Consider the following 26,387-nt stretch of genomic DNA (forward strand, 5'->3'; position numbering starts at 1 on the left):
CGGGTTCAGCGACCGAGACGCTCCGCCTCGGCGTCCTCCACGTCTTCGTCGGTGAGGCGCGTCCGCGCCTTGCGGACGCGCCCGGACGCCGTCTGGCGCTCCGGACTCAGCCACGCGGCAACCTGCGCAGGCGTGTCCTCGGGGAGCGCGATCGGCCCTGCGGCCTGCGCGGCGCGCGCGGCGGACTCCCGGCGCTCACGGCGAAGCAGGAGGAGGAACCCGCCGATCGCGCCGATCGCGAAGACGAACCACTGGAACGTGTACGACAGGTGGGAACCGAGGTCGAGGTCGGGGTCCGGAAGGCCGAAGAGACCCCGTGCCGGCTCGCCGTCCTCGACGATCAGCGCGCCGTACGCTCCCACGGTCGGTGTCGTCGCAGCCAGCCCCGCGGCGGCGAGGACCTGAGCGACGTTGATCCGCTGCACCTGGCCCGTGGGCGCTCCACGATCGCTCGGGTCCTCGCCGTGCCGGAGCCGCACGAGAGCGGATACCTCACCCGCGGGTGCAGCCGGGACCGCCTCGGGCGCGGTTCCGTCGGTCCCCATCGGAACGAAGCCGCGGTCGACGATGATCGTGACCGCGGGGTCGCCTGTGACCTCGAACGGGGCGAGTACGTGATAGCCAGGTGTCGACCCGACCGGACGATTGCGCAGCAGCACCTCGGCACCCGGGACATAGGAGCCGACGAGCGCGACGGGGCGCCACTGGTCGCGCGCCTCAAGAACGCTGCCCGCCGCGGGAAGAACCGCACCGAGCGGTACGGGCGCCGCCGAGAAGTTCGCCTGGATCGTCTCGACGCGCTCCTTCTTCGACTCGTAGCGGTGCCACTGCCAGCGGCCCGCCGCGACGCACAGCGTCGCCACGACGAGCACGCCGACGAGCAGCACCAGCCACTCGCGCAACGTCCGGGTGCGCTGCACCTCGGTGGGCGTCGTGGTCATCCGTCGGTCGGCCCGAGATCATCGACCGACACGGTCGCGAGGCGGAAGCCGCGCAGGTCGAGGAACGTCTCGAGGTGCTCGCGATGGTCCGAGCACGCGAGCCACACCTTGCGTCGCTCAGGCGTGTGCAGCTTGGGGTTGTTCCACAGGACCGCCCACACGGCCTCCGCGCGGCAGCCCTTGCCCGAGCAGATGAGCTCGGCATCCGTCCCGGGACCGTCAGGGGTGGGCGTCGTCATGAGTTCTCCGATGTGTTGGGCGGACCCTCGCCGTCCGCCGTGCCGCCGGGACCGTCGGCGTCATGGGGAGCGTACGGCAGTGCGCGTGGGTCGAGCACGACCGATGTCGTCGTCCGCCGGTCGCGTCCCGCGTTCGCCATGAGAACTGCCGTGTACGGCAGGACCACGGCCGCGGCGATGCACACCCAGCGCAACGGCCACGACGGCACCGCAGCAGCAACGGCGATGCACACGATGCGGACGCCCATCTGAACGAGATAGCTCCGCACGCGGCGCGCCTGCTCGACCGCGAGGGGCTCGGGCGCGTCACTCACACGGTGCACCTGCTCCGACCCTCGACGTCCCACACACCGAGTCTAGTCACCTCCGCAGCGGGGGAACTTGTAGGAATCCCACAACCGGACGCGATGGGTCCGTGCGTGCGCCGTGCACAGGCGCACGCACCCCTCGCGGGTAGCGTCGACCATGCGCGACCTTGCGACCCCGACCCCTCAGGAGAAGCCCACGTGAGCGAACCCCGGACCGTCCTCGTCACCGGCGCCAACCGCGGCATCGGCCGGGCGATCGCTGAGCGCTTCGTCGCGAGCGGCGACCGCGTCGCGACGATCTACCGCGGCGGCGACCTCCCCGACGGCGTCGTCGGCGCAATCGCCGACGTCACCGACACCGCGGCGGTCGATGCGGCATTCACGGAGATCGAGGCGCAGCTCGGACCCGTCGAGGTCCTCGTCGCGAACGCGGGCGTCACCAAGGACCAGCTCCTCATGCGCATGACCGACGAGGAGTTCGAGCAGGTGATCGACGTCAACCTCACGGGCACGTTCCGCTGCGTGCGCCGCGCCTCCAAGGGAATGATCCGGCTGCGTCGCGGTCGCATCGTCCTCATCTCCTCGGTCGTCGGGCTCTACGGAGGCCCCGGCCAGGTGAACTACGCCGCGTCGAAGGCAGCGCTCGTCGGCATGGCGCGATCGATCACGCGTGAGCTGGGTGGTCGCGGCATCACCGCGAACGTCGTCGCCCCAGGCTTCATCGAGACCGCGATGACCGACGCGCTCCCGGCCGAGCGCCAGGCGCAGTACAAGGCGTCGATCCCCGCGGGTCGCTTCGCGCGACCCGACGAGGTTGCGGGCGCCGTCCACTTCCTCGCGTCCGACGACGCGGCCTACATCTCGGGTGCGGTCGTACCCGTCGATGGCGGCCTCGGCATGGGCCACTGACCACCGATATCCTCTTTTGCGGACCACACCGCGCAAGGAAGCGCACGGCCACGGCCGCCGCAGCCACGCGCGCGACGAAAGGATCTAGACCATGGGCCTCCTCGAGGGCAAGAAGCTGCTCATCACGGGCGTTCTCACCGACCACTCGATCGCGTTCCACGTCGCGCGTCTCGCGCAGCTCGAAGGCGCCGAGGTCATCCTCACGTCCTTCGGCCGCCAGATGCGCCTCACGCAGGCGATCGCCAAGCGGCTCCCGGCGCCCGCGCCGGTCATCGAGCTCGACATCACCAACGACGAGCACCTCGCTTCGCTCGCCGACCAGATCCGCGAGCACACCGATCACCTTGACGGTGCGGTCCACTCGATCGGCTTCGCCCCGCAGTCCGTCATGGGCGGCAACTTCCTCTCGGGCGAGTGGGCCGACGTCGCGACGGCCCTCGAGGTCTCGGCGTTCTCGCTCAAGTCGCTCGCCGTCGCGGTCAAGCCGCTCATGACCGGCGGCGGCTCGATCGTGGGCCTCACCTTCGACGCGTCGTTCGCGTGGCCCGTCTACGACTGGATGGGTGTCGCCAAGGCGGCGTTCGAGTCGACCTCGCGTTACCTCGCGCGGGACCTGGGGCCCGACGGCATCCGCGTCAACCTCGTCTCGGCCGGCCCCATCCGCACGACGGCGGCCAAGTCCATCCCCGGTTTCGAGAAGATGGAGGGCGGCTGGCCCGAGCGCGCGCCCCTCGGCTGGGACCAGACCGACCCCGAGCCGACGGCCCGCGCGGTCGCCGCGCTGCTGAGCGACTGGTTCCCCGCGACGACCGGCGAGATCGTCCACGTCGACGGCGGGGTCCATGCCATGGGACTCTAGGGCCATGCCCACGACGACGCGGACGCTAGTCGTCCTTCGCCACGCCAAGGCCGAGCCCGCCAAGGGCGGGTCTGACGAGATCCGCCCCCTCGCCCTCACGGGTCGCCGCCAGGCCACCTCCGTGGGGCATCACCTCCAGGACGCGGGCCTCCTGCCCGAGGTCGTCCTCGTCTCCACGGCGCTGCGGACGCGGCAGACGTGGGAGCTTGCGCGCGCGGGACTGCGTGAGCTCGACCCCGACGTCGACCTGCGTGACGAGCTGTATGCGGCGTCGTCTGGTGACCTGCTCGACGCTGTCCGCGGCGTCGACGCGCGAGTGCGCACGCTTCTCGTGGTCGGCCACGAGCCCGCGGTGTCGGGTCTGGCGGCCTACCTCGCGGGTGAGGGGTCAGACTCGGCTGCGGTGGCGCAGGTGCGTGCCGGGGTTCCGACCGCGTCGCTCAGCGTGCTGCGCGGGGAAGGCCCGTGGGAGGCCTGGGCGCGCGGGGGCGCCCGTCTCGAGGGTGTCTTCCGTCCCCAGGTGTAGCCGCACGTGTCGTTCGACGAGGGCCTCCCGCCATGTGGCGGGAGGCCCTCGTTGTGTGGGTCGACGTGCGCGTGACGGACTGCGATCCGCGGTGCCTCACGGGTGGGGCCTAGCGGGTGGGGGCCGCCGCGATCTCGCGGTCGATGATCTCGAGCGCCGCGTCGAGACGCGGACCGTCGATGGTGAATGGCGCCTGCTCGCGGACGACGGGCTTCGCGTCGAACGCGATGCCGATCGCGGCGGCGCTGATCATGGCAAGATCGTTCGCGCCATCGCCGATCGCGATCGTGCGTGACATATCGATCCCGAGCTCGGCCGCGAACGCGCGCAGCGTCTCTTCCTTGACCTCGCGGTCGATGACCGGCCCGACCGTGCGCCCTGTGAGCACGCCGTCGGCCACCTCAAGACGGTTGGCGCGGACGTGCGTGATGCCGACGCGAGCCGCGAGCGGTTCGACGATCTCGGCGAAACCGCCCGAGACGAGACCGACGACCCAGCCACGTCGCTGCGCCTCGGCGACGAGCTCGACGGCGCCGGGAGTTGGCGTCACCTCGGCGAGCACGGCGCCGAGCGTCGTCTTGGGAAGGCCTGCGAGCAGCGCGACGCGCTGCTCGAGGGACTGGCCGAAGTCGATCTCGCCGCGCATGGCGGCGCCCGTGATCTGAGCGACCTCGTCGAGCACGCCGGCGTGCGCCGCGATGAGCTCGATCACCTCCGCAGTGATGAACGTCGAGTCGACGTCCATGACGAGGAGCCAGCGGTCGGTGGGAGTCGTGGTCACGGCCCAAGAATAGGTGGGCGCGACGCCCGCCGTCCGGATGACCGTCACGCGGACGTCGCGCCGTCGTGCATCGGCGGCCGCCGATGCCGCGTCAGGCCCGGACGATCGCGCCCTTGGGAATGACCGTGATCCCAGACTCCGTCACCGTGAAGCCACGTCCGCGGTCGGCCTCGGGGTCGAAGCCCACGCGCGCGTTCTCTTCGATGACGACGTTCTTGTCGATGATGCAGCGGTTGACCTGCGAGTACCTCTCGACCGTGACGTCGTCGAGGAGGACCGAGTCGGCGATCATCGACCACGAGTGCAGCCGGGACCCGGGCGAGATGATCGAGCCCGAGACCTGCGCGCCCGAGACGATGACGCCGGGGGAGACGACCGAGTCGACCGCGTGCCCGAGCCGGCCCGCGCCTGCGTGGACGAACTTTGCGGGCGGGAGCCCGACGTAGCCGGTGTACAGCGGCCAGTCGCCGTTATAGAGGTTGAACACCGGCCGCGTCGCGATGAGATCCATGTTGGCGTCGTAGTAGGCGTCGAGGGTCCCGACGTCGCGCCAGTAGTCGCGGTCGCGGTCCGTCGAACCCGGAACGTCGTTGCGGATGAAGTCGTAGACCGCGGCGGTCCCGCGCTCGACGAACGCCGGCACGATGTCGCCACCCATGTCGTGACGGCTTGCCGCGTTGTCCGCGTCGCGCGTGACCGCGTCGACCAGAGCGTCTGCCGTGAAGACGTAGTTGCCCATCGACGCGAGAACCTCACCGGGGGAGTCGGCGAGACCGACGGGGTCGGTGGGCTTCTCGAGGAAGGCGCGGATCTTCGTCGGGTCTGACGGCTCGGTGTCGATGACACCGAACTGGTCGGCGAGCGAGATCGGCTGGCGGATCCCCGCGACCGTGAGCTCGGCGCCCGAGGCGACATGGGCGTCGACCATCTGCGAGAAGTCCATGCGGTAGACGTGGTCCGCGCCCACGACGACGACGATGTCGGGCTTCTCCTCACGGATGATGTTGAGGCACTGGTAGATCGCGTCGGCGCTCCCGAGGTACCAGTGCTTGCCGACGCGCTGCTGCGCGGGGACGGGCGCCACGAAGTTCCCGAGCAGGTGCGACATGCGCCAGGTCTTCGAGATATGTCGGTCCAGGCTGTGCGACTTGTACTGCGTGAGCACGACGATCTGCAGGTAGTGCGAGTTCACGAGGTTGGACAGCGCGAAGTCGATCAGGCGGTAGATGCCGCCGAACGGCACCGCGGGCTTGGCCCGGTCCGCCGTCAGTGGCATCAGCCGCTTTCCTTCTCCGCCTGCAAGGACGATTGCCAGGACCCGAGGAGCAGCCATGACGAAACCCTAGTGGCAGTGAGCCGTTTCGGGGACCACTGGCGCGGATGTTGTCGCGCGTCGGACATCTGACGTCCACCTGGGCCGGGACACCGCGCGTGCCGGTGCCATGTCTTGTCGCTCGGACCGCTAGCGTTCGTCATGTGAGAGTTGACCTTCTGACCCGTGAGTTCCCGCCCTACGTCTACGGCGGTGCCGGAGTGCACGTCGCCGAGCTCTCGGCTGTCCTGCGTGCACACGCCGACGTACGCGTGCACTGCTTCGACGGGCCGCGTGACCCGCTCGAGCAGCCCGGCGTCACCGGCTACACCGCGCCCGAAGAGCTTGCGGCGGCGAACCCCGCGCTCTCGACGTTCGGCGTGGACCTTGAGATGGCAGGGGGAGTCGCCGGCACCGACCTCGTGCACTCCCACACGTGGTACGCGAACCTCGCGGGTCACCTCGGCTCTCTCCTGCACGGTGTCCCGCACGTCATCTCGGCCCACTCGCTCGAGCCGCTGCGCCCGTGGAAGTCCGAGCAGCTCGGGGGCGGGTACGCGCTGTCGTCATGGGCGGAACGGACCGCCTACGAGTCTGCGGACGCGATCATCGCGGTCTCCGGCGGTATGCGCGCTGACATCCTTCGCTCCTACCCGGCGATCGACCCGGCACGCGTGCACGTCGTCCACAACGGGATCGACCTCGATGCATGGCAGCGCCCGACGGGCGAGGCGGCGCGCATCGGCGACGACGCTGTCCGTGGTCTCGGCGTCGACCCGGGGCGTCCCGCGGTCGTCTTCGTCGGACGCATCACCCGTCAGAAGGGCCTGCCGCACCTTCTGCGCGCGGCCGAGCAGCTCCCCGCCGACGTCCAGCTCGTGCTGTGCGCCGGGTCGCCCGACACGCCGCAGATCGCCGCCGAGGTCGCCGACGCAGTGGCCGGGCTGTCCAGGCGCCGCTCGGGCGTCGTCTGGATCGAGGAGATGCTGCCGCGCGAGACGCTCGTCGCGCTGCTCGCCGCGTGCACGGTCTTCGTCTGCCCGTCGATCTACGAGCCCCTCGGAATCGTCAACCTCGAGGCCATGGCCGTGGGCCTGCCGGTCGTCGGCTCGGCCACGGGCGGGATCCCGGAGGTCATCGTCGACGGCGAGACCGGCCTGCTCGTGCCGATCGACCAGGTGCCGGGCGGAACAGGTGACCCGGTCGACCCCGACCGCTTCGTCGCCGACCTTGCCGCGGCGCTCATCGCGGTCGTGGGGGACCCGCAGCGTGCGGCCGCGATGGGCGCCGCATCCCGGCGCCGGGTCGAGGAGCACTTCGCCTGGGAGGCGATCGCCGAGCGCACGATGGAGATCTACCGCGCCGTCCTCGCGGGCTGAGCGCGCGTCACACCCCGAGGAAGCGCAGCACCGCGAGCACCCGGCGGTTGTCGGCAGAGTCCTGCGGCAGCCCGAGCCGCTCGAAGATCGACGTGACGTTCTTCTCGACGGCGCCCGCCGACAGGAACAGCGCGGCCGCGATCGCCGCATTCGAACGGCCCTGCGCCATGAGACCGAGCACCTCGTGCTCGCGCGGGGTCAGCACGGACAGCGCCGCCTCCCGGCGTGACGCCCCCATGAGCTGGTGGACCACCTCGGGGTCGAGCACCCTGCGCCCCTCGGCGACCTGGTCGAGAGCCGTCATGAACTCGCCCACGTCCGCGACCCGGTCCTTGAGCAGGTAGCCCACGCCCCGCGCCCCCGAGGCAAGGAGCTCGGACGCATAGCGCGTCTCGACGTGCTGCGAGAAGACGAGCACCCCGAGGTCGGGGTGCTCCGCCCGGAGATCGATCGCGGCGCGCAGCCCCTCGTCCGTGAAGGTCGGCGGCATCCGCACGTCCGTCACGACGACGTCGGGCAGCGTGCCCGCGAGCGCGTGGTGGCGGACGTGCGCGCGCAGCGCCGCGGCGTCGGGAACCGCGCCGATGACGTCGTGGCCGCGGCGGGTCAGGAGCGCGACGAGACCGTCACGCAGGATCGCGGAGTCCTCCGCGACGATCAGACGCACGTGCTCTCCTCCGGGTGGCGCGGGGCCCCCGCGCGCGGGGACGTCACCCTGCGCGGACCGGCAGGGTGGCCCGCACCACGGTAGGGCCTCCGACGGGGCTGTCGAGCGTGAGCGCGCCGTCGACCGAGCGGACGCGCTCGGCGAGCCCCGCGAGGCCCGTGCCGCTCCATCCCGGACCGTCGGCAGCGGGGACGACGGCGGCGCCGCCTCGGCCGTCGTCGCGCACCACGACGCTCAGGGCGTCGTGTCCGACGTCGACCGTGACGTCCACGCGGGACGCGCTCGCGTGCTTGGTCGCGTTCGTCACCAGCTCCGCGACGCAGTAGTACGCGATCGTCTCGGTCGCCGGGGAGGTGGCCGTTGCGGCGGTGCGCGTGAACGTGAGCCGCGTAGGGACGCCTGCCCGCGCCGTCAGGGTCTCGAGCGCGACCTCGAGGCCGGTGTCGAGCGCCGGCGGGTGGATGCTGCGGGCGATCTCACGCAGCTCCGCGAGCGCCTCCTTCGTCGCGACGTGCGCGGTCGCCAGGAGCTCGGACGCTTGGTCCGGCTGCGCGGCGAGCAGCTCCTGGGCCTCGCCCAGCTGCATCGCCACCGCGACGAGCCGCGCCTGCGTCCCGTCGTGCAGGTCCCGCTCGATCCGCCGCAGCCGCGCGTCCCCGCCCTCGACCGTGCGGCTGCGCGACTCCTCGAGCGCGGCCACCCGCAGCTCGGTGTCCGTCGGCGCGAGCATGTTCGCGGTCAGCCAGCGCCACACGTCCGCAGCCGCGCGGTTGATCACGACCCAGGCAAGCAGGGCCAGGACCCCGATCGCAGCGAGCAGCAGCTGGCGCAGCGGAGTGTCGACAAACCAGCCGTTGCCGAGCTGCGCACCGCGGTGGATCCGCCCGTCCGACCCGAGCTGGGCCGGCAGCGACCACGACCACGCCCAGTGGGTGAGCCCACCGACCCCGATCGCGAGGAACGTCCACGAGAATGTGAAGGTGACGATCGCGACCGGCAGCGAGAGGAACCCGAACAGCTGCGAGCGCCAGCCCGGCGCGTCGATCAGCATCGCCACGAGGTTGCGCAGCACACCGCGCCGTCGCCCGAACGGCGGCGGTGCCTGCACCTGCCGCCCGAGCAGGCCGCGCGCGAGCGCCCGGTACATCGCGCCCCACCCTCGGCTCGCGACGACCATGCTCGCCGGCACGACGAGGCCGAGGACGGTCACGAGCAGCCCGGGCACGAGCGAGACGGTCAGCGCGGTCCAGGTGAACGCGAACGGCGCGAGGATCATCTGGACGTTGAGGTAGGCGAACTCTCGCCAGGTCTCGCGGTGCGCGACGGCCCGCCACACGGGGACGTGGCTGTGACGGTCAGCTGCTCGGGTGGTCATGACGTTCTCCTCGCTCGGGTACCACCATCGTCATGACCGCAAGGGGGACGGCGACATCCGGGAGTCACCCGCGCCGGCGGGGGAAAACCCGACGCTCTCACAGGTGCCCGACGCCGTCGTCGTCCGCAGCGAGGAACGTCGGTCACGCGGCCAACCTACTCTCGACCGCCGCACCAGCCGATAGGCTCGGGGACTATGACCGAGGTTCTCGCCCTGCACGACGTCAGCGTCCGCCGCTCCACGACCATGATCCTCGACCGCATCAGCTGGACCGTCCAGGACCAGGACCGGTGGGTCGTGCTCGGCCGCAACGGCGCCGGCAAGACGACTCTCGTCCAGGTGGCTTCCGCGCGTATGCACCCCTCGTCGGGGACCGTGGACATCCTCGGGGCACGGCTCGGGCGCGTCGACGTGAGCGAGCTCCGTCCGCGGATCGGTCTGACGAGCGCAGCGCTTGCTGACAACATCTCCGCCGTCGAGATGGTCGAGGATGTCGTCCTCACCGCCGCCTACGGCATGACGGGTCGCTGGCGTGAGCGCTACGACGAGGTCGACCACGGCCGTGCGACAGACCTGCTGCGGCTCTTCGGGCTGTCCGGGTTCGAGCGTCGGACCTTCGGGACCCTGAGCGAGGGTGAACGCAAGCGCGTGCAGATCGCACGGTCGCTCATGGCCGACCCAGAGTTGTTGCTGCTCGACGAGCCGACCGCGGGTCTCGACCTCGGGGGTCGGGAGGAGCTCGTCGCGGCCCTCTCCGAGATCGCCGGGGATCGACGTTCGCCCGTCCTCGTGCTCGTCACGCACCACGTCGAGGAGATCCCGCCGAACTTCACGCACGCGCTCCTGTTGCGCGAGGGCAAGGCCTTCCTTGCTGGACCGGTCGACCAGGTGATCACGAGCGAGAACCTGTCCGACGCCTTCGGGCTTCCGCTCGTCGTCACACGCGACGGCGCGCGTTTCTCGGCCCGCGGCCGCTGAACGACGCGCGTGAGATGTCCGGACAGGCACCTCCGCACATGGTAAAGTCGCGGTAAAGCACTCCGCAGCGAGATCAGGGGGACGTTCGTGGACTGGTACTGGTGGATCGCGATCCTGCTCGCGCTCATCGCGATCGAGGCGCTGACGCTTGACCTGGTGCTCTTCATGTTCGCTGGCGGCGCGCTCGGCGCGGCCATCGTCGCTGCCGCAGGCGGCGATCTCGTCTGGCAGGTGATCGTCTTCGCGGTCGTCTCCACCATCCTGCTCGGCGCTCTGCGCCCCTTCTTGCTCAAGTCGCTCAAGAAGCGCGGGGAGAACCTCCCCGAGACGAACGCCGCCGCGCTCGTCGGGCGCGAGGCCATCGTCATTGACGAGGTCTCCGAGCATTCTGGTCTCGTCAAGCTCGCGGGTGAGGTCTGGACCGCGCGCACCGAGGGCGACGCAGTCCTCGCGGCCGGGACCGAGGTGCGCGTCGTGCGCATCGCGGGCGCGACCGCCATGGTCGCCCTCGCCGACGCCGGCCGCACCACCTCAGCCTGAACCCGCAGGGCAGGGCGCTGCCCCGCCCGTCTCGCAGTTCACCACCGCACCTCACGAGCCAGGGAGTCGCTCCATGCCAGACGACGTCACCATCAACTTCGGGATCATTCTCGCGATCATCATCGCGATCGTCGTCCTCATCGTCATCGGGAAGTCCGTCCGCATCGTTCCCCAGGCCCAGGCGTGGCTCGTGGAGCGCCTCGGCCGGTACTCGCACTCGTTCGAGGCCGGCCTGCACCTGCTCATCCCGTTCGTCGACCGCGTGCGCGCCCAGGTCGACCTGCGCGAGCAGGTCGTCTCGTTCCCGCCGCAGCCCGTCATCACCTCCGACAACCTTGTCGTGAGCATCGACACGGTCATCTACTTCCAGGTGACCGACCCGAAGTCCGCGGTGTACGAGATCGCCAACTACATCGTCGGAATCGAGCAGCTCACCGTGACGACGCTGCGTAACGTCATCGGCTCGATGGACCTCGAGCAGACCCTGACGAGCCGCGACCAGATCAACGGCCAGCTCCGCGGGGTCCTCGACGAGGCCACGGGCCGGTGGGGCATCCGCGTCAACCGCGTCGAGCTCAAGGCGATCGACCCGCCCGCTTCGGTCCAGGGCTCGATGGAGCAGCAGATGCGCGCCGAGCGTGACCGCCGCGCCGCGATCCTCACAGCCGAGGGTGTCAAGCAGTCGCAGATCCTCACGGCCGAGGGTGAGAAGCAAGCGTCGATCCTTCGCGCCGAGGGCTCGGCGCAGTCACGCATCCTCGAGGCCGAGGGTGAAGCGCGCGCGATCCTCCAGGTGTTCGACGCGATCCACACGGGCGACGCCGACCCCAAGCTCCTCGCGTACCAGTACCTGCAGAAGCTCCCCGAGATCGCCAACGGCAGCTCCTCGAAGCTCTGGCTCGTGCCGACCGAGTTCACGGCGGCGCTCGGCGCGATCTCCGCGGGCCTCGGTGGCACGGCGCCGTCGGTTCCGTTCAGCCCGTCCGAGAGCGACGAGGACGCGGCAGCGCGGCGTCGCGAGCGTCTCTCGTTCGAGTCGTCCGGCCTGCGCGACCCTGCCGAGGCGCTCGCCGAGGCACGCCGTGAGGCAGAGGCCGCGACCAAGGACGCCACGACCGCCGGCCAGCAGTCCGGGCGCCCGTTCGACCCGACTGCGACGCGCGGCCAGCAGCCGGGCGTGCCGAGGCAGACGGGATCGCACTCGGCCCCGCCCGCCCAGGCCGCGGTCCAGCCCCCGGTCCAGGCCCCGTCGGCCAATCCGTTCCAGACGCCCGGCCTGGGCGACGAGCAGCCGCCCGCGCCGCCCGCGCCGCCTGCCTCCTGAGGTCGCGCACTGGTGTGACTGCACGCTCGGCGCGTCCCGGCTCGGCCGGGGCGCGCCGCTGCTGTTATGGCCGGGGCTCGACGCCGTACCTGCGATGATCCTCACGTGACCAGCACTCCCACGACGTCTGTCCGACGCGACGGCTATACCCTCACGCACTACTCGGTGCTCGTCGTCTGGGGCTGGTTCATCTACTCCTTCAGCCCGGCGGTTCCGCTTCTCGCCGAGGATCTCGGCGTCTCCAAGGCGGTCGCCGGCATGCACGGCACCGCCATGGCCGTGGGTGCCGTGAGTGCGGCTCTCATCCTTCCGGCGCTCCTGCGCGCGCTCGGCCGATCCCGCCTGCTCATCGCCGGTGTCGTCACGGTCGCCGTCGGTGTCACTGCCTTCGTTCTCGGACCCGGGATCGCCGCGACGCTGCCGGCCCTCGCGGTCGTGGCCCTCGGCGGCAACATCGCGCTCTCGGTCGCCCAGCTCAACCTGTCACGGCGCCACGGTGCCGCGGCGCCCGCCGCCATCACGGAGGCCAACGGCGTGGGCTCGGGAATCGGGCTGCTCGGCCCGCTCGCGGTGGGCGGCGCGGTCGCGCTCGGCTGGGGGTGGCGGACGGCGGTCGCCGTGACGGTCGTCCTCGCGATCACGGTCGCGTGGGCGCTGTCGCGTCTGGGCCGCGAGCCTCACGTGCCTGCCGCGGACGGGGAGGCTCGGGCGGACGAGCCGCCGGCCCTCGTTGACAACCTCGCCGCGAGCGGGCCGGCGCCGTCGGCGGCGACCGGGCCGGACGGGTCGACGAGATCCCGGCGCCTCGCACCCGGGACGATGAGCCTGCTCCTCGCGCTCATCGCCGCGATGGCACTGGAGAACGCGACGACCTACTGGTCGACCTCGCTCGTCATCGAACGCACGGGAGCGGACGCGAGCATCGCGACCGCGACGACCGCTGGCCTCCTCGTCGGCATGACCGCCGTCCGCTTCCTCGGCACGACCCTCACGCGGCGGTTCGGAGCCGCGCGCGTGCTCGCCGCGAGCTTCTTCGTCGCCATCGCGGGCTGGGCGGTTCTGTGGACCGCGCACAGCCCCGCGACGGCGCTCGTCGGCCTCGTCATCGCGGGCCTCGGCTACGGCGCCCAGTACCCGCTGTCGATCGCGCTCGTGCTGGGGATCGCGCGTGAGGGCGCCGACCGGGCCCAGGCTGTCGCCACGTTCGCGGCGGGAGCGACAGTGGGTCTGGCCCCGTTCCTGCTCGGAGCCGCGGCGGATGCCGTCGGGACCCACACCGCGTTCCTGGCGATCCCCGTGCTCGCGCTCATCGGTGCGGCGGGTGCCTTCTTCGGCGCACGCACGGCCCGGGCGCACGGCCTGCTCTGAGCCGTCGGCGCACGCACCGCGCGCGTGCGGGACAATCAGACGTGCGCAACGCTCCAACCTCACCCGTCCTGCCCCCCGACGTCGAGCTCATCGAGATCGACGACGTCACGGCCCCCGGCCTAGAGGACTACGTCGCCCTCACCGATGTGCGGCTGCGGTCCCGCACCGAGCCGGGCAGGGGCCTCTACATCGCGGAGTCCTCGACGGTCATCCGTCGAGCCCTCGCCGCGGGCCACCGTCCGCGGTCGTTCTTCATGGAGCACAAGTGGCTCGCGTCGATGGCCGACGTCCTCGCCGAGCACCCTGGCGTTCCCGTCTACACGGGCAGCGCTGAGGTGCTCGAGCAGGTGACGGGCTTCCACCTGCACCGCGGTGCGCTCGCCTCGATGCACCGCCCGACGCTCGCACCCGTGTCCGAGCTGCTGGCTGCGGCCCGCGGCGGTGAGGGTGCCCGCAGGGTCGTCGTGCTCGAGGACATCGTCGACCACACGAACGTGGGCGCCGCCATGCGGGCGTGCGCGGCCATGGGCGTCGACGCCGTGCTCTTCACGCCCTCGTGCGCGGACCCGCTCTACCGGCGGGCGGTGCGCGTGTCGATGGGCACGGTGTTCCAGGTGCCGTGGACGCGCTTCGAGAGCTGGCCGACGGGCGCGGACGCTGCTCCTGCCGACGGCGTCGCGCTGCTGCGCGAGCTCGGCTTCACCGTGGCGGCGCTCGCGCTCGAGGACGATTCCGTGAGCCTCGACGTGCTCGAGCGCGAGACCCCTGACAAGCTGGCACTCGTCTTCGGCACCGAGGGCGACGGCCTCAAGCCGCGCACGCTCGCCGCGTGCGACCTCACGGTGAAGATCCCCATGGCCGGCGGGGTCGACTCGCTCAACGTCGCCTCTGCCGTTGCGGTCGCTGGGTGGGCGACGCGCGTGCGGTGAGCCCGGACGCGATCGCGGGTGCAGGACGAGCGTGACCCGCACCGTCGCCCCGGATCGGGCCGGTCCCGGCACGCGGGCGTCGCCGTCCAGGTCGCGCGCCTTCCAGTGCGCTGCGACGCTGGGCGGATGACGAGCACGAACACGAGGACGGTGGGCGTCGAGGAGGAGTTCCTGCTCGTCGACGAGGCCGGACGCCTGACCGCTGCCGCGGCCGCGGTGATCGACACCGCCCCACCCGAGCTGCGCGACGGACCTGCGGACGTCCCCGGGGGTGGGCTCGAGCACGAGCTCATGCTCGAGCAGATCGAGACGGGCACGCTCCCGTGCACCGACCTCGCGACGCTCGACGCCGAGATCCGTGCCGGCCGCGCCCGAGCAAACGATGCGGCGGCACCGCACGGTGCACGCATCGCTGCGCTCGGCACGAGCCCCGTCCACGTCCGTGGCACTCGCGTCTCCTCGCGCCGCTATGACCGCGCCGCGGCCCAGTTCGGGCTCACCGCCGACGAGCAGCTGACGAGCGGCTGCCATGTCCACATCGGCGTCGGCTCGCGCGCCGAGGGCGTCGGGGTGCTCGACCGCATCGGTCCGTGGCTCGCGCCGCTCCTCGCGATCTCCGCCAACTCGCCGTTCTGGCAGGGCGCCGACACCTCGTATGCGTCCTACCGGGCCCAGGTGTGGTCTCGGTGGCCCACCGCAGGACCAGTCCGGGCCTTCGGCTCCGTCGACGCCTACGACGACGCGGTCGCGCGGCTCCTCGAGACCGGGACGATTCTCGACGTCGGCCAGATCTACTTCGACGCGCGCCTGTCGGCCACGTACCCGACCGTCGAGATCCGTGTCGCCGATGTCTGCCTCGCACCTGCGACCGCGACCCTCGTCGCGGCGCTCGCTCGCGCGCTCGTCGAGACCGCGGCGCGTGAGCACGCCGACGGCACACCGCTGCCTGACCTGCACCCCGAGGTACTCCGCGTCGCCGCGTGGCGTGCGAGCCGCTCCGGGCTCGCTGACGACCTCGTCGACCCCACGACGTGGCGCCAGGCATCCGCGCACGACGTTGTCCGCAATCTCGTCGAGCACGTGCGCCCCGCACTGGCCGATGCGGGAGACCTCGATGCCGTCACCGAGCTGCTCGGCGGCCTGTGGGCACGCGGGGGAGGAGCCCGGCGACAACGAGCCTGGTTCGCGGAGTCCGACGACGTCCTCGACGTCACCCGTCGCGCAGCGGACGCGACCGTCGACTGACCCGGGCGCCCGTCAGACCGGTCGCGCGAGCACGACGTCGTCGTGCACGCGGCCGCCGACCCGCATGTGCCTCGTCCCGACGACCTCGAACCCGTGCTTGGCGTAGAAGCGCCGTGCGCGCTCGTTGTGCTGGTTGGCACCGAGCCACACCCCCGCAGCGCCACGTGCGCGACAGGCAGCGAGCACTGCGTCCATGAGGAGGGCCGTGGCCGGGGTGCCATGCGCGTCGGGGTGACCGTAGAACTTGGAGAGCATGCGCGACGTAGCCAGCACGGAGGCCGTCGACGGGGGCGTCTCGTCAACGACGAGCGCGTACGCCACCGGGGTGGTGGGCCGTGCGTCGTCGGTGACGAGCAGCACGTCGTGCGACGGATCGCTCGCGTGAGCCGCGAGGTGGGCGGACGTGAGGTGCGTGCGCACAAACTCGGCGAGGTCCGCGGGGTCGGTGCCGGGCGGGCATGCGAGCGGGAAGGTGAGGGCCGCGAGCGCCGCGAGCTCGTCCGCGTCGGACGGCGTCGCGGCACGGACCCGCAGCGTCATCGCTCGTACGTGACGGTGAGCGTCGCGCGCGCGATCGTGTGGAAGAGCGCAGTGAAGGCGACGGCGGTCGGGGATGCGTCGGAGTCGCGCTCGAGCGTCTCGATGTCGAGCGCATGAACTGCGAAGACGTAGCGGTGGACCCGGTCGCCCTCGGGAGGGGCCGCTCCCGTGTAGTCGTAGCCGCCGCCGTCGTTGCGGACGTGGAAGGCCGCTCCGTCGAGCATGAGGTCAGACTCGCCGAGACCTTCGTCGAGAGACGTCGTCGTCACCGGCAGGTCGACGACCGTCCAGTGCCAGAAGCCGGCAGGTGTGGGGGCGTCGGGGTCGAAGCACGAGACGACGAACGAGCGCGTCTCGGGAGGAAATCCGGTCCATGACAGGTGGGGTGAGGTGCTGCCGCCGTCGGCCGTGGCCGAGGCGGGCATCGCAGCACCCTCGACGAGCGAGTCGCTCGTCAGGGCGAAGGACGCGACTGCAGGGAGGGAGGCGTAGGGGTCCGGGGCGACGGGGCGCGTGAGATCCATGTGTCCATCATGGCCCCCGGCACCGGGAAGGTCACGCGCCGAACGCGTCGGGCCGCGGGATTCCCACGGCCCGACGCGTGCGATCGGGTTACGCAGTGACGAACTCGCGTGGCCGCTCCGCGACGACGCGCGCGGGTGCGGGCGCGGCCCGCAGCAAGCGCATCGCGTTCGCGATGACGAGCAGGACGGAGGCCTCGTGGACGAGCATGCCGATCGCCATCGTCACCCCGCCGGCGAAGACGCCCGCGAGCAGGACGGCCACTGTGAGGAGTGCGATCGCGATGTTCTGCCGCATGATGGCGACCGTGCGGCGAGCGAGGCGGATTGCGTCGGGAAGGCGCAGCAGGTCGTCCTGGACGAGCGCGATGTCCGCGGTCTCGACCGCGACGCCCGTGCCCCCCAGCCCCATCGCGACGCCGACGTCCGCCACCGCGAGCGCGGGAGCGTCGTTGACGCCGTCGCCGACCATCGCCACGACGAAGCCCTCGGCCCGGAGCTGCTCGACCGCGGCGAGCTTGTCCTCCGGCAGGAGCCCTGCCCGGACCTCGTCGACCCCGACCTCGGCTGCGACAGCCTCCGCGACGCGCTGGGCGTCACCCGTGAGCATGACGACCCGGCGCACGCCGCCTGCGTGGAGCCGGGCGACCATCTCGGCGGCATCGTCGCGGATGCGGTCCGCGACTCCGATGACACCGATCGCGACCCCGTCGAGCGCGATGACGACGGGGGTACGGCCTCGACCTGCGAGCTGGTCGACCTCGGCGGCGGCGGCGCCCCCGTCGACGCCCTCCGCCTCGAGCAGGGCAAGGTTGCCGACGATGACGCGGTGGCCGTCGACGGTCGCGACGATGCCCTTGCCGGGCACGGGCTCGGTGTGCTCGGGCAGACCCGAGATCGCGAGACCCTCGGCACCGGCCGCGTCGAGGATGGGACGGGCGAGAGGGTGCTCGGAGCCGGCCTCGGCGCGCGCCGCCCACGTGAGGACGTCGGCGCGGTCGGACGTCGGGCTGAGGACGGTCACGTCCGTGAGGACCGGACGCCCCTCGGTGAGTGTTCCCGTCTTGTCGAGAGCGACCGCCGTGATGCGCGCGCTCGTCTCGAGGTGATCGCCGCCCTTGATGAGCGTGCCGTCCTTCGCGCCGCGACCGATCCCGGCGACGACGGCGACGGGGATCGAGATGACGAGCGCACCCGGGCAACCGATGACCAGGAGGGTGAGAGCGAGGATGACGTTGCCCGTGACGAGCCCGGTGACGAGCGAGAGCACGATGATGCCCGGGGTGTACCAGGCCGAGAACCGCTCCATGAACGTCTGCGTGCGAGCCTTGGCGTCCTGAGCCTCCTCGACGCGGTGGATGATGCGCGCAAGCGTCGTGTCTGCGCCGATCCCGGTCGCACGCACCTGGAGGAACCCGCCGTGCGAGACCGTGCCCGCGAAGACGCGGTCACCCTCGGACTTCTCGACGGGGATCGACTCACCTGTGATCGAGGCTTCGTCGAGCGCTCCCGTGCCGCCGACGACGACGCCGTCGACGGGAACCTTCGCGCCGTTCTTCACGAGGACGACCTCGTCGGGCAGGACTTCTCCCGCTGCGACCTCGACCTGCTCACCGTCACGCAGGACGACGGCGACGTCGGGTGCGACCGCGACGAGCTCGGCGAGCGCCGACCGGGTGCGGTCGAGCGTGCGTACCTCGAGTGCGTGGCCGAGCGCGAACAGGAAGGTGACCGCGGCCGCCTCCCAGAACTCGCCGATGATGATCGCGCCGACGGCGGCGATCGTGACGAGCAGGTCGATCGCGACGACCTTGATGAGCAGCGCCCGCACGGCCGTGCGGGCGATGCGAGCCCCGGCGACCACGGCGGCGACGACCATGAGGATGTCCGAGATGACGAGCGCGGTGGGAACGGCGTGGGTTTCGCCGTGACCGCTTCCGAACGGGTTGACGCCGACAGAGAGCGACGCCGCGGCCGCGGCGGCGATGAGCAGCCCGGCACTCGTCGGGACGCCCCAGGGACCGCGCAACCACCAGGTCAGGGAGCTCATGAGCATTCCAATCTCTCAGGGTGGGTCCGCAGGGAGCGGGCCCGATCGTGGGTGGGACCGGCCGTGGCCGGAGCCGGTGGCCGGGCGCGGACGCCCGGCCAGGGCGCGCCTCAGAAGGCGGCCGGAACCGACGTGTAGCCGGCCTTGGCGACCTCGGCGACGAGAGCGTCGACGGTTGCGACGATGGGGTCGTGGTTGATCTCGATGCGCCCCGAGGCGAACTTCACGCTGACGTCGGCAACGCCCGGGAGGCGGCCGACCTGCTTCTCGATCTTCGTGACGCACGACGGGCAGCTGAAGCCTTCAGCCCGCAGGACGGTGCGGGTGCTGGTGGCGGGGGTGGTCGTCATGATGTGCCTTCTTTCGAACGGATCCAGCAGTGGCCCTCGCAAGTGGTTCTGCGAGGTACCACTGACGTTAGGCAGCGCCGCGCAGCAGTGGCATGACGGTCGTCAATCAGCCGCACACTTCCGCCTGACCTGCGGTGATGTCCGTCACAGCGGGGGTGTGGGATAACCTGACGACGCGCGCCTGCACGGGTGGCGCCCCCGCGACGTCGGCGCGCTCGCGCTGCTGGGCCGTCGGATCGGAGAACGCATGACCTCCCGGGTGGGCAACGAACCGCGGCCACCGGCCGTGGGAGCACGACGCACGATCCCGCTGCACGAGATCACCCTTCCGCACGAGTGCCCGCGCCCCGTGCGGCTCGACGTGCTCTCGCGCGCCCCGTACTTCGTCGGGCTGGGCGAGGACGCGCTCGACGCGGTCGACCGTCGTATGCGGACCCGGACCTATGCGGCCGACGAGACCATCTACCACGCGGGTGAGCCCGCCGATGCCCTCTACGTCGTCGCGGAGGGGCGCGTCCGGGTCTCGCAGGTGACGGCCGAGGGCACCGAGACCGTGACCGACGTCCTCGTTCCCGGAGAGCTCTTCGGCGCGATGGGCACGCTCGGTGAGCCCGCTCACCTGCAGTCCGCGTCGGCGCTCGTGGGCTCGTGCATCCTGCGCATCGGCCAAGGAGACTTCCGTCAGGTGCTTCTCGAGCAGCCGGGCGTCGCGCTCAAGGTGCTCGACGATGTCTCGGCCCGGCTCTCGCGCGCGCACACCGACATCGGCGGGCAGGGGACCGAGACGGTTGCGCAGCGTGTGGCCCGCGCGCTGCTGCGGCTCGCCGACAAGCTCGGGGAGGACCGCGGTGCTCAGGGCGTCATGCTCGAGGTCCCGTTGTCGCGGGCCGATCTCGCGGGGCTTGCCCGCTCGACACCCGAGTCCGTCTCGCGTCTCATGAGTCGGTGGAAGAAGGACGGCGTCGTGGACTCGGGGCGTCGCTGGACCGCGTTGCGCGACCTTGCGCACCTCGAGGAGGTTGCCGCGGGGCGCGTCTAAGCCCTCCGCGCACCTGTCGGCCTCACCTCTGTCCGTCCTTGTCCGTCCCTCGGGGTACGGTCCCAGTATCGAACATCTGTTCGATATGATGGAGGGGACGGAAGGACGACGATGGCGACTGCATCTGCTGCCCGCGCTGAGGGCGGGGCAGACCGCGCGGTGCGCGCGCTCGCGGCGCTTCGCGCAGCCGAGGCGCGCACGGGGGCGCGACGTGTGACGCTGACGGAGGCGCCGGCTGCCGTGGCGGCTCCGGCGGCTCCGGCTGCGGAGCGACCCGCGCAGGCAGCGCCTCGTTCCGCGACACCTCGTCCTGCGACAGCTGATCCTGCCGTGCCGCGCCCTGCGGCGCCGAGCGGGGTGCGGACCGCAGAACGGCCGCCGTTCTCCGTGCCGCACGAGCTCGCAACGGTGCTCCCCGAGGGGCTCCGGCGCGGGGCGGTGACACAGGTCACGGGATCGACCGCGCTCGTCCTCGAGATGCTCGCGCACATCGAGATGCAGCGCGCGGCTCTCGGTGACGAGCCCTGGATCGCGGTCGTCGGCTGCCCGACGCTCGGCCTCGTCGCAGCTGCGGAGGCCGGTGTCAGCCTCGACCGACTTCTTCTCGTCCCCGAGCCCGGGGTTGATTCCGCGATGGTCCTTGCTGCCCTCATCGACGGCGTCGACGTTGTCGTCGTGGGTGACACGGGCCTCTCGACGACCGACCGTCGTCTTCTCATCGCGCGTGCGCGTGAGCGCGGGGTTGCGCTCATCGCCACGAGTCCCTGGCCCGGCGCCCGCGTCGTCGTGCGCGTCGCGGGCGTGCGCTGGCGTGGCATCGGCGTCGGTGAGGGTCGTCTGCGGTCGCGGGAGCTGCTCGTCGAGAGGCTCGAGGCAGGGGAGACCCGGCGCGCTCACGTCGCCCTCGTGCTTCCGGCGCCGGGCGACGGGTACGACGCACCGGAACCGACGCCGGGAATGATGCCTGCCTCGGGATCGGCTGCCTCGGGATCGGCGGCGTCGGGCGTCGAGCAGCCGGAGCGCGACCTCCGCCCGCTGCGACTCGTCGGGCGGGTCGCATGAGTGCGCTCGCGCCTTCGCTGCGCGCCGGCCGAGAACCTGCTGCGGCCACGCGGACAGCGGTCGTGTGGGTTCCTGACTGGCCCGTTGTCGCGGCGACGGCCGCAGCTGGGCTCTCGCCCGCGGTCCCCGTCGCGGTCCAGGATGCCCGGGGCATCGTTGCGGTCGGAAGCGCGGCCCGCCGCGCGGGCGTCCGGCGCGGAATGCGTCGCCGTCACGCGCAAGAGATCTGCCCCGGGCTCGTTCTCGCCCCCGTCGACGACGGCCGTGACGCGCGGAGCTTTGAGCCCGTCGCGACCGCGGTAGAAGACGTCGTCGCCGGGATCGAGGTCGCCCGGCCCGGCCTCCTCGCGCTGCCAGCCGACGGCGCGGCACGCTTCCACGGTTCCGAGGCAGAGCTCATCCGGCTGCTGGTCGAGCGCGTTGCGGATGCGACGGGGCATGAATGCCGCGTCGGGGTCGCCGACGGCATGTTCGCTGCCGTCCTGGCCGCGCGCGACGACCGGATGATCGAGCCGGGACGCAGCGCGGAGTACCTCGCGCCGCGTCCGCTGCGCGACCTTGTGCACGTCGCGGTCACGCCCGAGCGTGCATCCGTCCTCCTCGAGCTCGTCGACCTGTGGGACCGGCTCGGCGTGAGGCTCCTCGGCGACCTCACGTCGCTCGACCCTCACGCGGTCGCCTCCCGCTTCGGGGCCGAGGGCGTCTGGGCGCATCGCGTGGGTCGCGGCGAAGACCTCCGGCCACCCACCCGGCGTCGGCCCGAGGCAGATGTGGAAGCGATGTGCGAGCTCGACCCGCCCGCCACGCGCGTCGACACCGCAGCCTTCGCTGCGCGTCGGCTCGCCGCAGAGCTGCACGCCTCGCTCGTCGCACGCGGTGCGACGTGCGCGCGGCTGCGGATCACCGCGCGCCGCGGCGACGGCCGCGAGCACGTGCGGACGTGGCGCACGGACGATGCCGCGCTCGGTGGGCTCACAGCCGCGCGCATCACCGACCGGGTCCGCTGGCAGCTCGAGGGCTGGCTCACGGCCGACGCCTCCGACGCAGACCACGAGGACGACACCGCGGGCATCGTTCAGCTCACGGTGACCGCAGAGGACCTCCTCGACGCGGGTCAGCATCAAGAAGGGCTGTGGGGCTCGGCCCAGGGATCATCGTTGCGTGCGCTGCGGGCGCTCGACCGTGTTCAAGGTCTGCTCGGTGCTGACGGTGTCCTTTCCGCGCGTCTGCAGGGTGGTCGCACCGCGCGCGATCGCGTGAGCCTCGTCCCCTGGGGCGAGGAGCCACCTCCGCTGCGCCCGCTCGATCGGCCCTGGCCCGGCGCCCTCCCCGCGCCCGCACCCACGCGGGTCCTGGCGACACCCGTCGAGGTCCGGCTCCTTGACGAGGCCGGTCGGCCTGTCGTCGTGGACCGGCGCCTGGGCACGTCCGGCGAACCCCGCCACGTACGAGCCTGCCCTCCGGCCCCCGACGGCTCCGTGAACCCGGACCGCCCCACCGGGGTGGCCGCAACCCCGCGCCCGTCGGCGCAGCAGCCGGCTCCTCGGCACGAGACCCCCGAGGGGGAGGTCGTGGCGTGGGCTGGGCCGTGGCCGCTCGCGCAACGGTGGTGGCGCGAGGACGCCGAGAGACGCGTTCACGTCCAGGTCGTCGTGCGTACCGCCCACGACGAGACCCCCGCCGTGCTGCTCGCCGGATCTGCCGGCCGGTGGTGGTGGGAGGCGAGCTATGACTGACGCTGCCCGTGCCCGGTACGCGGAGCTCCACGCACACTCGGCGTTCAGCTTCCTCGACGGAGCGAGCCAACCTGAACAGCTCGTCGCCGAGGCCGCGCGTCTCGAGCTCGAGGCCCTTGCGCTCACCGATCACGACGGCCTCTACGGGGTCGTGCGGTTCGCGCAGGCAGCACGGCGTGCGGGCCTCCCGACGGTCTTCGGCGCCGAGCTCCACCTGCCCGCGCGCCCTCAGAACGGCCCACCCGTGCTCGACGACCCGACGGGCATCCCGGACCCGCGGGCCGAGCACCTGCTCGTCCTCGCCCGCGGCGCCGACGGCTACACGGCGCTGTCAGCGGCGATCGCTGATGCGCACCTGGCCGCAGGGTCCAAGGGGCTCGCGCGTTACGACCTTGAGGAGCTCGGTGCTCGGGCCGGTGGCCAGTGGCTCATCTTGTCGGGATGCCGCAAGGGAGCCGTGCGCACGGCTCTCGAGGCCGACGGGCCCGCGGGGGCTCGTCGGGCGCTCGACCGCCTCACCGGGGTGTTCGGGCACGACAACGTCGCCGTCGAGATCACCGACTCGGCCGACCCTCGTGACCCCGAACGCAACGCTCTTCTTGCCGAGCTCGCCGCGAGCGCGGGCGTGCCGCTCGTCGCGACAGGGGCGGTGCACCACGCGACGCCGGCCGAGGCGCCGCTCGCCGCAGCGCTCAGCGCGATCCGCGCCCGCTCCTCGCTCGATGCGATGGATGGGTGGCTTCCGGGAGCTCCCGCCGCGCACCTGAGGTCCGCACGCGAGATGCTCGCGCGCCATCGCGCGCACCCGCAGGCCGTCGCTACGGCGGCCGAGCTCGGGCGTGAGTGTGCTTTCGACCTCAGCCTGGTCGCGCCGTCGCTCCCGCCGTACCCCGTGCCTGCGGGGCACGACGAAGCCTCCTGGCTGCGTGTGCTCGTCGACCGCGGCGCACGCGAACGGTACGGCGAGCCAGGCACGGAACGCGCCGAGAAGGCGCGGATCGTCATCGAGCATGAGCTTGAGGTCATCACGGCCCTCGGCTTCCCGGGGTACTTCCTCATCGTTCATGACATCGCGGCGTTCTGCCGTGAGCGGGGCATCCTCGCGCAGGGGCGGGGGTCGGCCGCGAACTCGGCGGTCTGCTACGCGCTCGGCATCACCGCGGTCGACGCGGTCGCGCACGGCTTGCTCTTCGAGCGCTTCCTTGCGCCCGAGCGCGACGGTCCGCCAGATATTGACGTCGACATCGAGTCCGGGCGTCGTGAGGAAGTCATCCAGCACGTCTACGAGCGTTTCGGTCGACGTCACGCGGCGCAGGTGGCCAACGTCATCTCCTACCGGCCGCGTTCAGCCGTGCGGGACGCGGCGCGTGCCCTCGGTCACGACGTGGGCCGGCAGGACGCCTGGAGCAAGGGCATCGAACGGTGGGGGAGCCTGCGCGGCCCCGAGGACGAGAGCTCGTGGTGGACCGTGAGCCGCAGTGGCCCGGTCGCGCCGTCGTCCTCGTCGTCCCCCGTGCTGAGTGATGACGGCCGTGACGTCGTCCCCGCGGTGCGTCCGCCGTCGGCCGCGAGCGAGGGGTCGATCCCCGAGGACGTCATCGATCTTGCCGAGCAGCTGCTGCGATTGCCACGGCACCTCGGCATCCACTCGGGCGGCATGGTGCTGTGCGATCGTCCCGTCGTCGAGGTCTGCCCGGTCGAATGGGCGCGCATGCCGGGCCGCACCGTCCTCCAGTGGGACAAGGACGACTGCGCAGACGCGGGTCTTGTGAAGTTTGACCTTCTCGGCCTTGGCATGCTCACCGCGCTGCGGCTCGCGTTCGAGCAGGTCGCTGAGCACGAAGGGGTCGAGCTCACGCTGCACGGGCTGCCTCAGGACGATCCAGGGGTCTATGACCTCTTGTGTGCGGCGGACACAGTCGGGGTGTTTCAGGTCGAGTCGCGGGCGCAGATGGCGACGCTGCCGCGGCTGCAGCCCCGGACGTTCTACGACATCGTCATCGAGGTCGCGCTCATCAGGCCCGGACCGATCCAGGGCAACTCCGTGCACCCGTACCTCAACCGGGTACGGGGTCGTGAGCCCGTCACCTACCTGCACCCGCTGCTCGAGAAGTCGCTCGGCAAGACGCTCGGGGTTCCGCTCTTTCAGGAGCAGCTCATGCAGATGGCGATCGACGTGGCGAGCTTTGCGCCCGCTGAGGCCGACCAGCTGCGCCGCGCCATGGGATCGAAGCGTTCGGTTGAGCGCATGGAGGCCCTGCACGAGCGTCTGCTCGACGGGATGGCCGCCAACGGCATCGGTCGGGAGGTCGGCGAGCAGATCTTCGACAAGCTCAAGGGTTTCGCCGACTTCGGCTTTCCCGAGTCGCACGCGTTCTCGTTCGCCTATCTCGTGTACGCGAGCGCCTGGCTCAAGGTCCATCATCCAGCCGCGTTCTACGCGGCGATCCTCGCGGCTCAGCCCATGGGCTTCTACTCGCCGCAGTCGCTCGTCGCAGATGCCCGTCGCCGAGGGCTCACGGTGCTGCGCCCCGACGTCACCGCCTCGGGTGTCGAGGCGAAGGTGGAGCGCTGCGACGACGGCACGCTCGGGGTTCGTCTCGGCCTCGCCAAGGTCCGCAGCGTGGGGGAGTCGGTGGCGGGCCGGATCGTCGCGGAGCGCGATCGTGCACCGTTCGTCGACCTTCCGGACCTGGCACGCCGTGTGGGCCTCACGGTCGCGCAGCTGGAGGCTCTTGCGACCGCGGGGGCGCTCGACGCGTATGCGGGATCGCGTCGGGCGGCACTGTGGGCGGCTGCCGCACTCGCGCAGGAGACCCCCGCGACACTTCCGGGCGTGAGCGTGGGGGTCGAGGCTCCGATGCTTCCGGGGATGAGTGAGGTCGAACGGTCGGTCGCCGACGTGTGGGCGACCGGGGTCTCTGTGGAGGAGTACCCGACGGAGTTCGTCCGGGAGGGCCTGGCGGCCGCGGGCGTGCTCACGGCCGGGGATGCGATGGTGCACGAGGCGGGCCGACGGGTTGCCGTCGCGGGTGTCGTCACGCACCGGCAACGCCCCGGGACTGCGCGCGGTGTGACCTTCCTCTCGCTCGAGGACGAGACGGGTCTGCTCAACATCGTGTGCTCACCCGGGCTGTGGCAGCGGCACCGCACGATCGCGAGGACTGCGGCGGCACTCGTCGTCCGGGGACGGCTCGAGCGCGCCGACGGTGCAACCAACCTTGTTGCGGAGCATCTGGCCCCTCTGTCGCTTGCTGTGGCGTCGCGTTCGCGTGACTTTCAGTGACGTCGCAGCGGCCCATCGGCGCCCCTCGTGGCGCTCGGCCGCGTCCGCCACGGGGCCCACCGCCGATGTGATTTCTGGTCGGGGCCCGTGCTATGTTCTTCCAGCACCGAGCGAGGGTCACCT

General features: G+C 71.7%; 25 protein-coding genes. 14 read left to right on the top strand and 11 right to left on the bottom strand.

Annotated features, from left to right (window positions below):
- Positions 1-5: 5 nt before the first annotated feature.
- The 3 genes from ACTVCO_RS08350 to ACTVCO_RS08360 are packed head-to-tail and all read right to left on the bottom strand — an operon-like array spanning position 6 to position 1,494.
- A complete protein-coding gene (locus ACTVCO_RS08350) occupies positions 6-941 on the bottom strand; it encodes an SURF1 family cytochrome oxidase biogenesis protein (RefSeq protein ID WP_443727965.1) in 936 nt (311 codons plus the stop codon).
- Positions 938-1,180 (bottom strand): hypothetical protein, encoded by a 243-nt coding sequence (locus ACTVCO_RS08355; protein WP_443727966.1) that lies wholly within the window; start codon positions 1,178-1,180, stop codon positions 938-940. Before ACTVCO_RS08355 ends, ACTVCO_RS08350 begins: the two co-directional genes overlap by 4 nt.
- A complete protein-coding gene (locus tag ACTVCO_RS08360; protein ID WP_443727967.1) occupies positions 1,177-1,494 on the bottom strand; it encodes a DUF3099 domain-containing protein in 318 nt (105 codons plus the stop codon). The genes ACTVCO_RS08355 and ACTVCO_RS08360 overlap by 4 nt, the downstream gene beginning before the upstream one ends.
- Positions 1,495-1,686: 192 nt before the next feature.
- Between ACTVCO_RS08360 and fabG the strand changes: the two genes are divergently transcribed.
- The 3 genes from fabG (at position 1,687) to ACTVCO_RS08375 (ending at position 3,782) form a co-directional block, all read left to right on the top strand.
- Complete coding sequence (fabG, locus tag ACTVCO_RS08365; RefSeq protein ID WP_443727968.1) at positions 1,687-2,397, top strand: 3-oxoacyl-ACP reductase FabG; 711 nt, start codon at positions 1,687-1,689, stop codon at positions 2,395-2,397.
- Between the two features lie 91 nt (positions 2,398-2,488).
- Entirely contained in the window at positions 2,489-3,256 is a 768-nt protein-coding gene (fabI, locus tag ACTVCO_RS08370) for an enoyl-ACP reductase FabI (protein ID WP_443727969.1), read from the top strand.
- A gap of 4 nt (positions 3,257-3,260) precedes the next feature.
- Entirely contained in the window at positions 3,261-3,782 is a 522-nt protein-coding gene (locus tag ACTVCO_RS08375; protein WP_443727970.1) for a SixA phosphatase family protein, read from the top strand.
- A gap of 109 nt (positions 3,783-3,891) precedes the next feature.
- On the opposite strand, the gene serB is transcribed toward ACTVCO_RS08375, so the two are convergent.
- Both serB and glgC read right to left on the bottom strand, forming a co-directional pair.
- Positions 3,892-4,563 carry a phosphoserine phosphatase SerB gene (gene serB, locus ACTVCO_RS08380; protein ID WP_443727971.1) on the bottom strand — a complete coding sequence of 224 codons (672 nt, stop codon included), beginning with the start codon at positions 4,561-4,563 and terminating at the stop codon, positions 3,892-3,894.
- Between the two features lie 91 nt (positions 4,564-4,654).
- Positions 4,655-5,896 carry a glucose-1-phosphate adenylyltransferase gene (gene glgC, locus ACTVCO_RS08385; RefSeq protein ID WP_443727972.1) on the bottom strand — a complete coding sequence of 414 codons (1,242 nt, stop codon included), beginning with the start codon at positions 5,894-5,896 and terminating at the stop codon, positions 4,655-4,657.
- Positions 5,897-6,039: 143 nt separating this feature from the next.
- On the opposite strand from glgC, the gene glgA reads away from it, so the two are divergent.
- The gene (gene glgA / locus ACTVCO_RS08390) at positions 6,040-7,254 is read left to right on the top strand and encodes a glycogen synthase (protein ID WP_443727973.1); all 1,215 of its coding nucleotides are present in this window, start codon (positions 6,040-6,042) and stop codon (positions 7,252-7,254) included.
- A gap of 7 nt (positions 7,255-7,261) precedes the next feature.
- On the opposite strand, the gene ACTVCO_RS08395 is transcribed toward glgA, so the two are convergent.
- Positions 7,262-7,921, bottom strand: a complete 660-nt coding sequence (locus ACTVCO_RS08395; protein ID WP_443727974.1) for a response regulator — start codon at positions 7,919-7,921, stop codon at positions 7,262-7,264.
- Positions 7,922-7,964: 43 nt separating this feature from the next.
- Positions 7,965-9,296 carry a sensor histidine kinase gene (locus ACTVCO_RS08400; protein WP_443727975.1) on the bottom strand — a complete coding sequence of 444 codons (1,332 nt, stop codon included), beginning with the start codon at positions 9,294-9,296 and terminating at the stop codon, positions 7,965-7,967.
- 195 nt (positions 9,297-9,491) lie between these two features.
- On the opposite strand from ACTVCO_RS08400, the gene ACTVCO_RS08405 reads away from it, so the two are divergent.
- The 6 genes from ACTVCO_RS08405 (at position 9,492) to ACTVCO_RS08430 (ending at position 15,680) form a co-directional block, all read left to right on the top strand.
- Positions 9,492-10,274: an ABC transporter ATP-binding protein gene (locus tag ACTVCO_RS08405; RefSeq protein ID WP_443727976.1), complete on the top strand. Its 783-nt coding sequence runs from the start codon at positions 9,492-9,494 to the stop codon at positions 10,272-10,274.
- Positions 10,275-10,361: 87 nt separating this feature from the next.
- The gene (locus ACTVCO_RS08410) at positions 10,362-10,814 is read left to right on the top strand and encodes an NfeD family protein (RefSeq protein WP_443727977.1); all 453 of its coding nucleotides are present in this window, start codon (positions 10,362-10,364) and stop codon (positions 10,812-10,814) included.
- Between the two features lie 73 nt (positions 10,815-10,887).
- Positions 10,888-12,138, top strand: coding sequence for an SPFH domain-containing protein (locus ACTVCO_RS08415; protein WP_443727978.1), 1,251 nt, complete (start codon positions 10,888-10,890; stop codon positions 12,136-12,138).
- Positions 12,139-12,243: 105 nt separating this feature from the next.
- Complete coding sequence (locus ACTVCO_RS08420) at positions 12,244-13,506, top strand: MFS transporter (protein WP_443727979.1); 1,263 nt, start codon at positions 12,244-12,246, stop codon at positions 13,504-13,506.
- Between the two features lie 41 nt (positions 13,507-13,547).
- Complete coding sequence (locus tag ACTVCO_RS08425) at positions 13,548-14,435, top strand: TrmH family RNA methyltransferase (protein WP_443727980.1); 888 nt, start codon at positions 13,548-13,550, stop codon at positions 14,433-14,435.
- A gap of 126 nt (positions 14,436-14,561) precedes the next feature.
- Positions 14,562-15,680 carry a carboxylate-amine ligase gene (locus ACTVCO_RS08430; RefSeq protein ID WP_443727981.1) on the top strand — a complete coding sequence of 373 codons (1,119 nt, stop codon included), beginning with the start codon at positions 14,562-14,564 and terminating at the stop codon, positions 15,678-15,680.
- A 12-nt stretch (positions 15,681-15,692) separates the two neighbouring features.
- Here the strand turns inward: ACTVCO_RS08430 and ACTVCO_RS08435 are convergent, their stop codons facing one another.
- From ACTVCO_RS08435 to ACTVCO_RS08450, 4 genes are all read right to left on the bottom strand, one after another.
- Positions 15,693-16,220 carry a GNAT family N-acetyltransferase gene (locus tag ACTVCO_RS08435; RefSeq protein ID WP_443727982.1) on the bottom strand — a complete coding sequence of 176 codons (528 nt, stop codon included), beginning with the start codon at positions 16,218-16,220 and terminating at the stop codon, positions 15,693-15,695.
- Complete coding sequence (locus tag ACTVCO_RS08440) at positions 16,217-16,744, bottom strand: YbhB/YbcL family Raf kinase inhibitor-like protein (RefSeq protein WP_443727983.1); 528 nt, start codon at positions 16,742-16,744, stop codon at positions 16,217-16,219. Before ACTVCO_RS08440 ends, ACTVCO_RS08435 begins: the two co-directional genes overlap by 4 nt.
- An 88-nt stretch (positions 16,745-16,832) precedes the next feature.
- Positions 16,833-18,791, bottom strand: a complete 1,959-nt coding sequence (locus ACTVCO_RS08445; RefSeq protein ID WP_443727984.1) for a heavy metal translocating P-type ATPase — start codon at positions 18,789-18,791, stop codon at positions 16,833-16,835.
- 110 nt (positions 18,792-18,901) lie between these two features.
- Positions 18,902-19,141 carry a heavy-metal-associated domain-containing protein gene (locus tag ACTVCO_RS08450; protein WP_443727985.1) on the bottom strand — a complete coding sequence of 80 codons (240 nt, stop codon included), beginning with the start codon at positions 19,139-19,141 and terminating at the stop codon, positions 18,902-18,904.
- 247 nt (positions 19,142-19,388) lie between these two features.
- Here ACTVCO_RS08450 and ACTVCO_RS08455 point away from each other — a divergent pair, with 247 nt between their 5' ends.
- The 4 genes from ACTVCO_RS08455 to ACTVCO_RS08470 all read left to right on the top strand — a co-directional run bounded on the left by ACTVCO_RS08455 (position 19,389) and on the right by ACTVCO_RS08470 (position 26,264).
- Positions 19,389-20,180: a Crp/Fnr family transcriptional regulator gene (locus ACTVCO_RS08455; protein ID WP_443727986.1), complete on the top strand. Its 792-nt coding sequence runs from the start codon at positions 19,389-19,391 to the stop codon at positions 20,178-20,180.
- A gap of 111 nt (positions 20,181-20,291) precedes the next feature.
- Positions 20,292-21,242: a hypothetical protein gene (locus ACTVCO_RS08460; RefSeq protein ID WP_443727987.1), complete on the top strand. Its 951-nt coding sequence runs from the start codon at positions 20,292-20,294 to the stop codon at positions 21,240-21,242.
- Positions 21,239-22,978: a DNA polymerase Y family protein gene (locus ACTVCO_RS08465; protein ID WP_443727988.1), complete on the top strand. Its 1,740-nt coding sequence runs from the start codon at positions 21,239-21,241 to the stop codon at positions 22,976-22,978. The genes ACTVCO_RS08460 and ACTVCO_RS08465 overlap by 4 nt, the downstream gene beginning before the upstream one ends.
- Complete coding sequence (locus ACTVCO_RS08470) at positions 22,971-26,264, top strand: error-prone DNA polymerase (protein WP_443727989.1); 3,294 nt, start codon at positions 22,971-22,973, stop codon at positions 26,262-26,264. Before ACTVCO_RS08465 ends, ACTVCO_RS08470 begins: the two co-directional genes overlap by 8 nt.
- Positions 26,265-26,387: the final 123 nt, after the last annotated feature.

The organism is Sanguibacter sp. A247 (assembly GCF_052324925.1).
Taxonomy (GTDB): domain Bacteria; phylum Actinomycetota; class Actinomycetes; order Actinomycetales; family Cellulomonadaceae; genus Flavimobilis.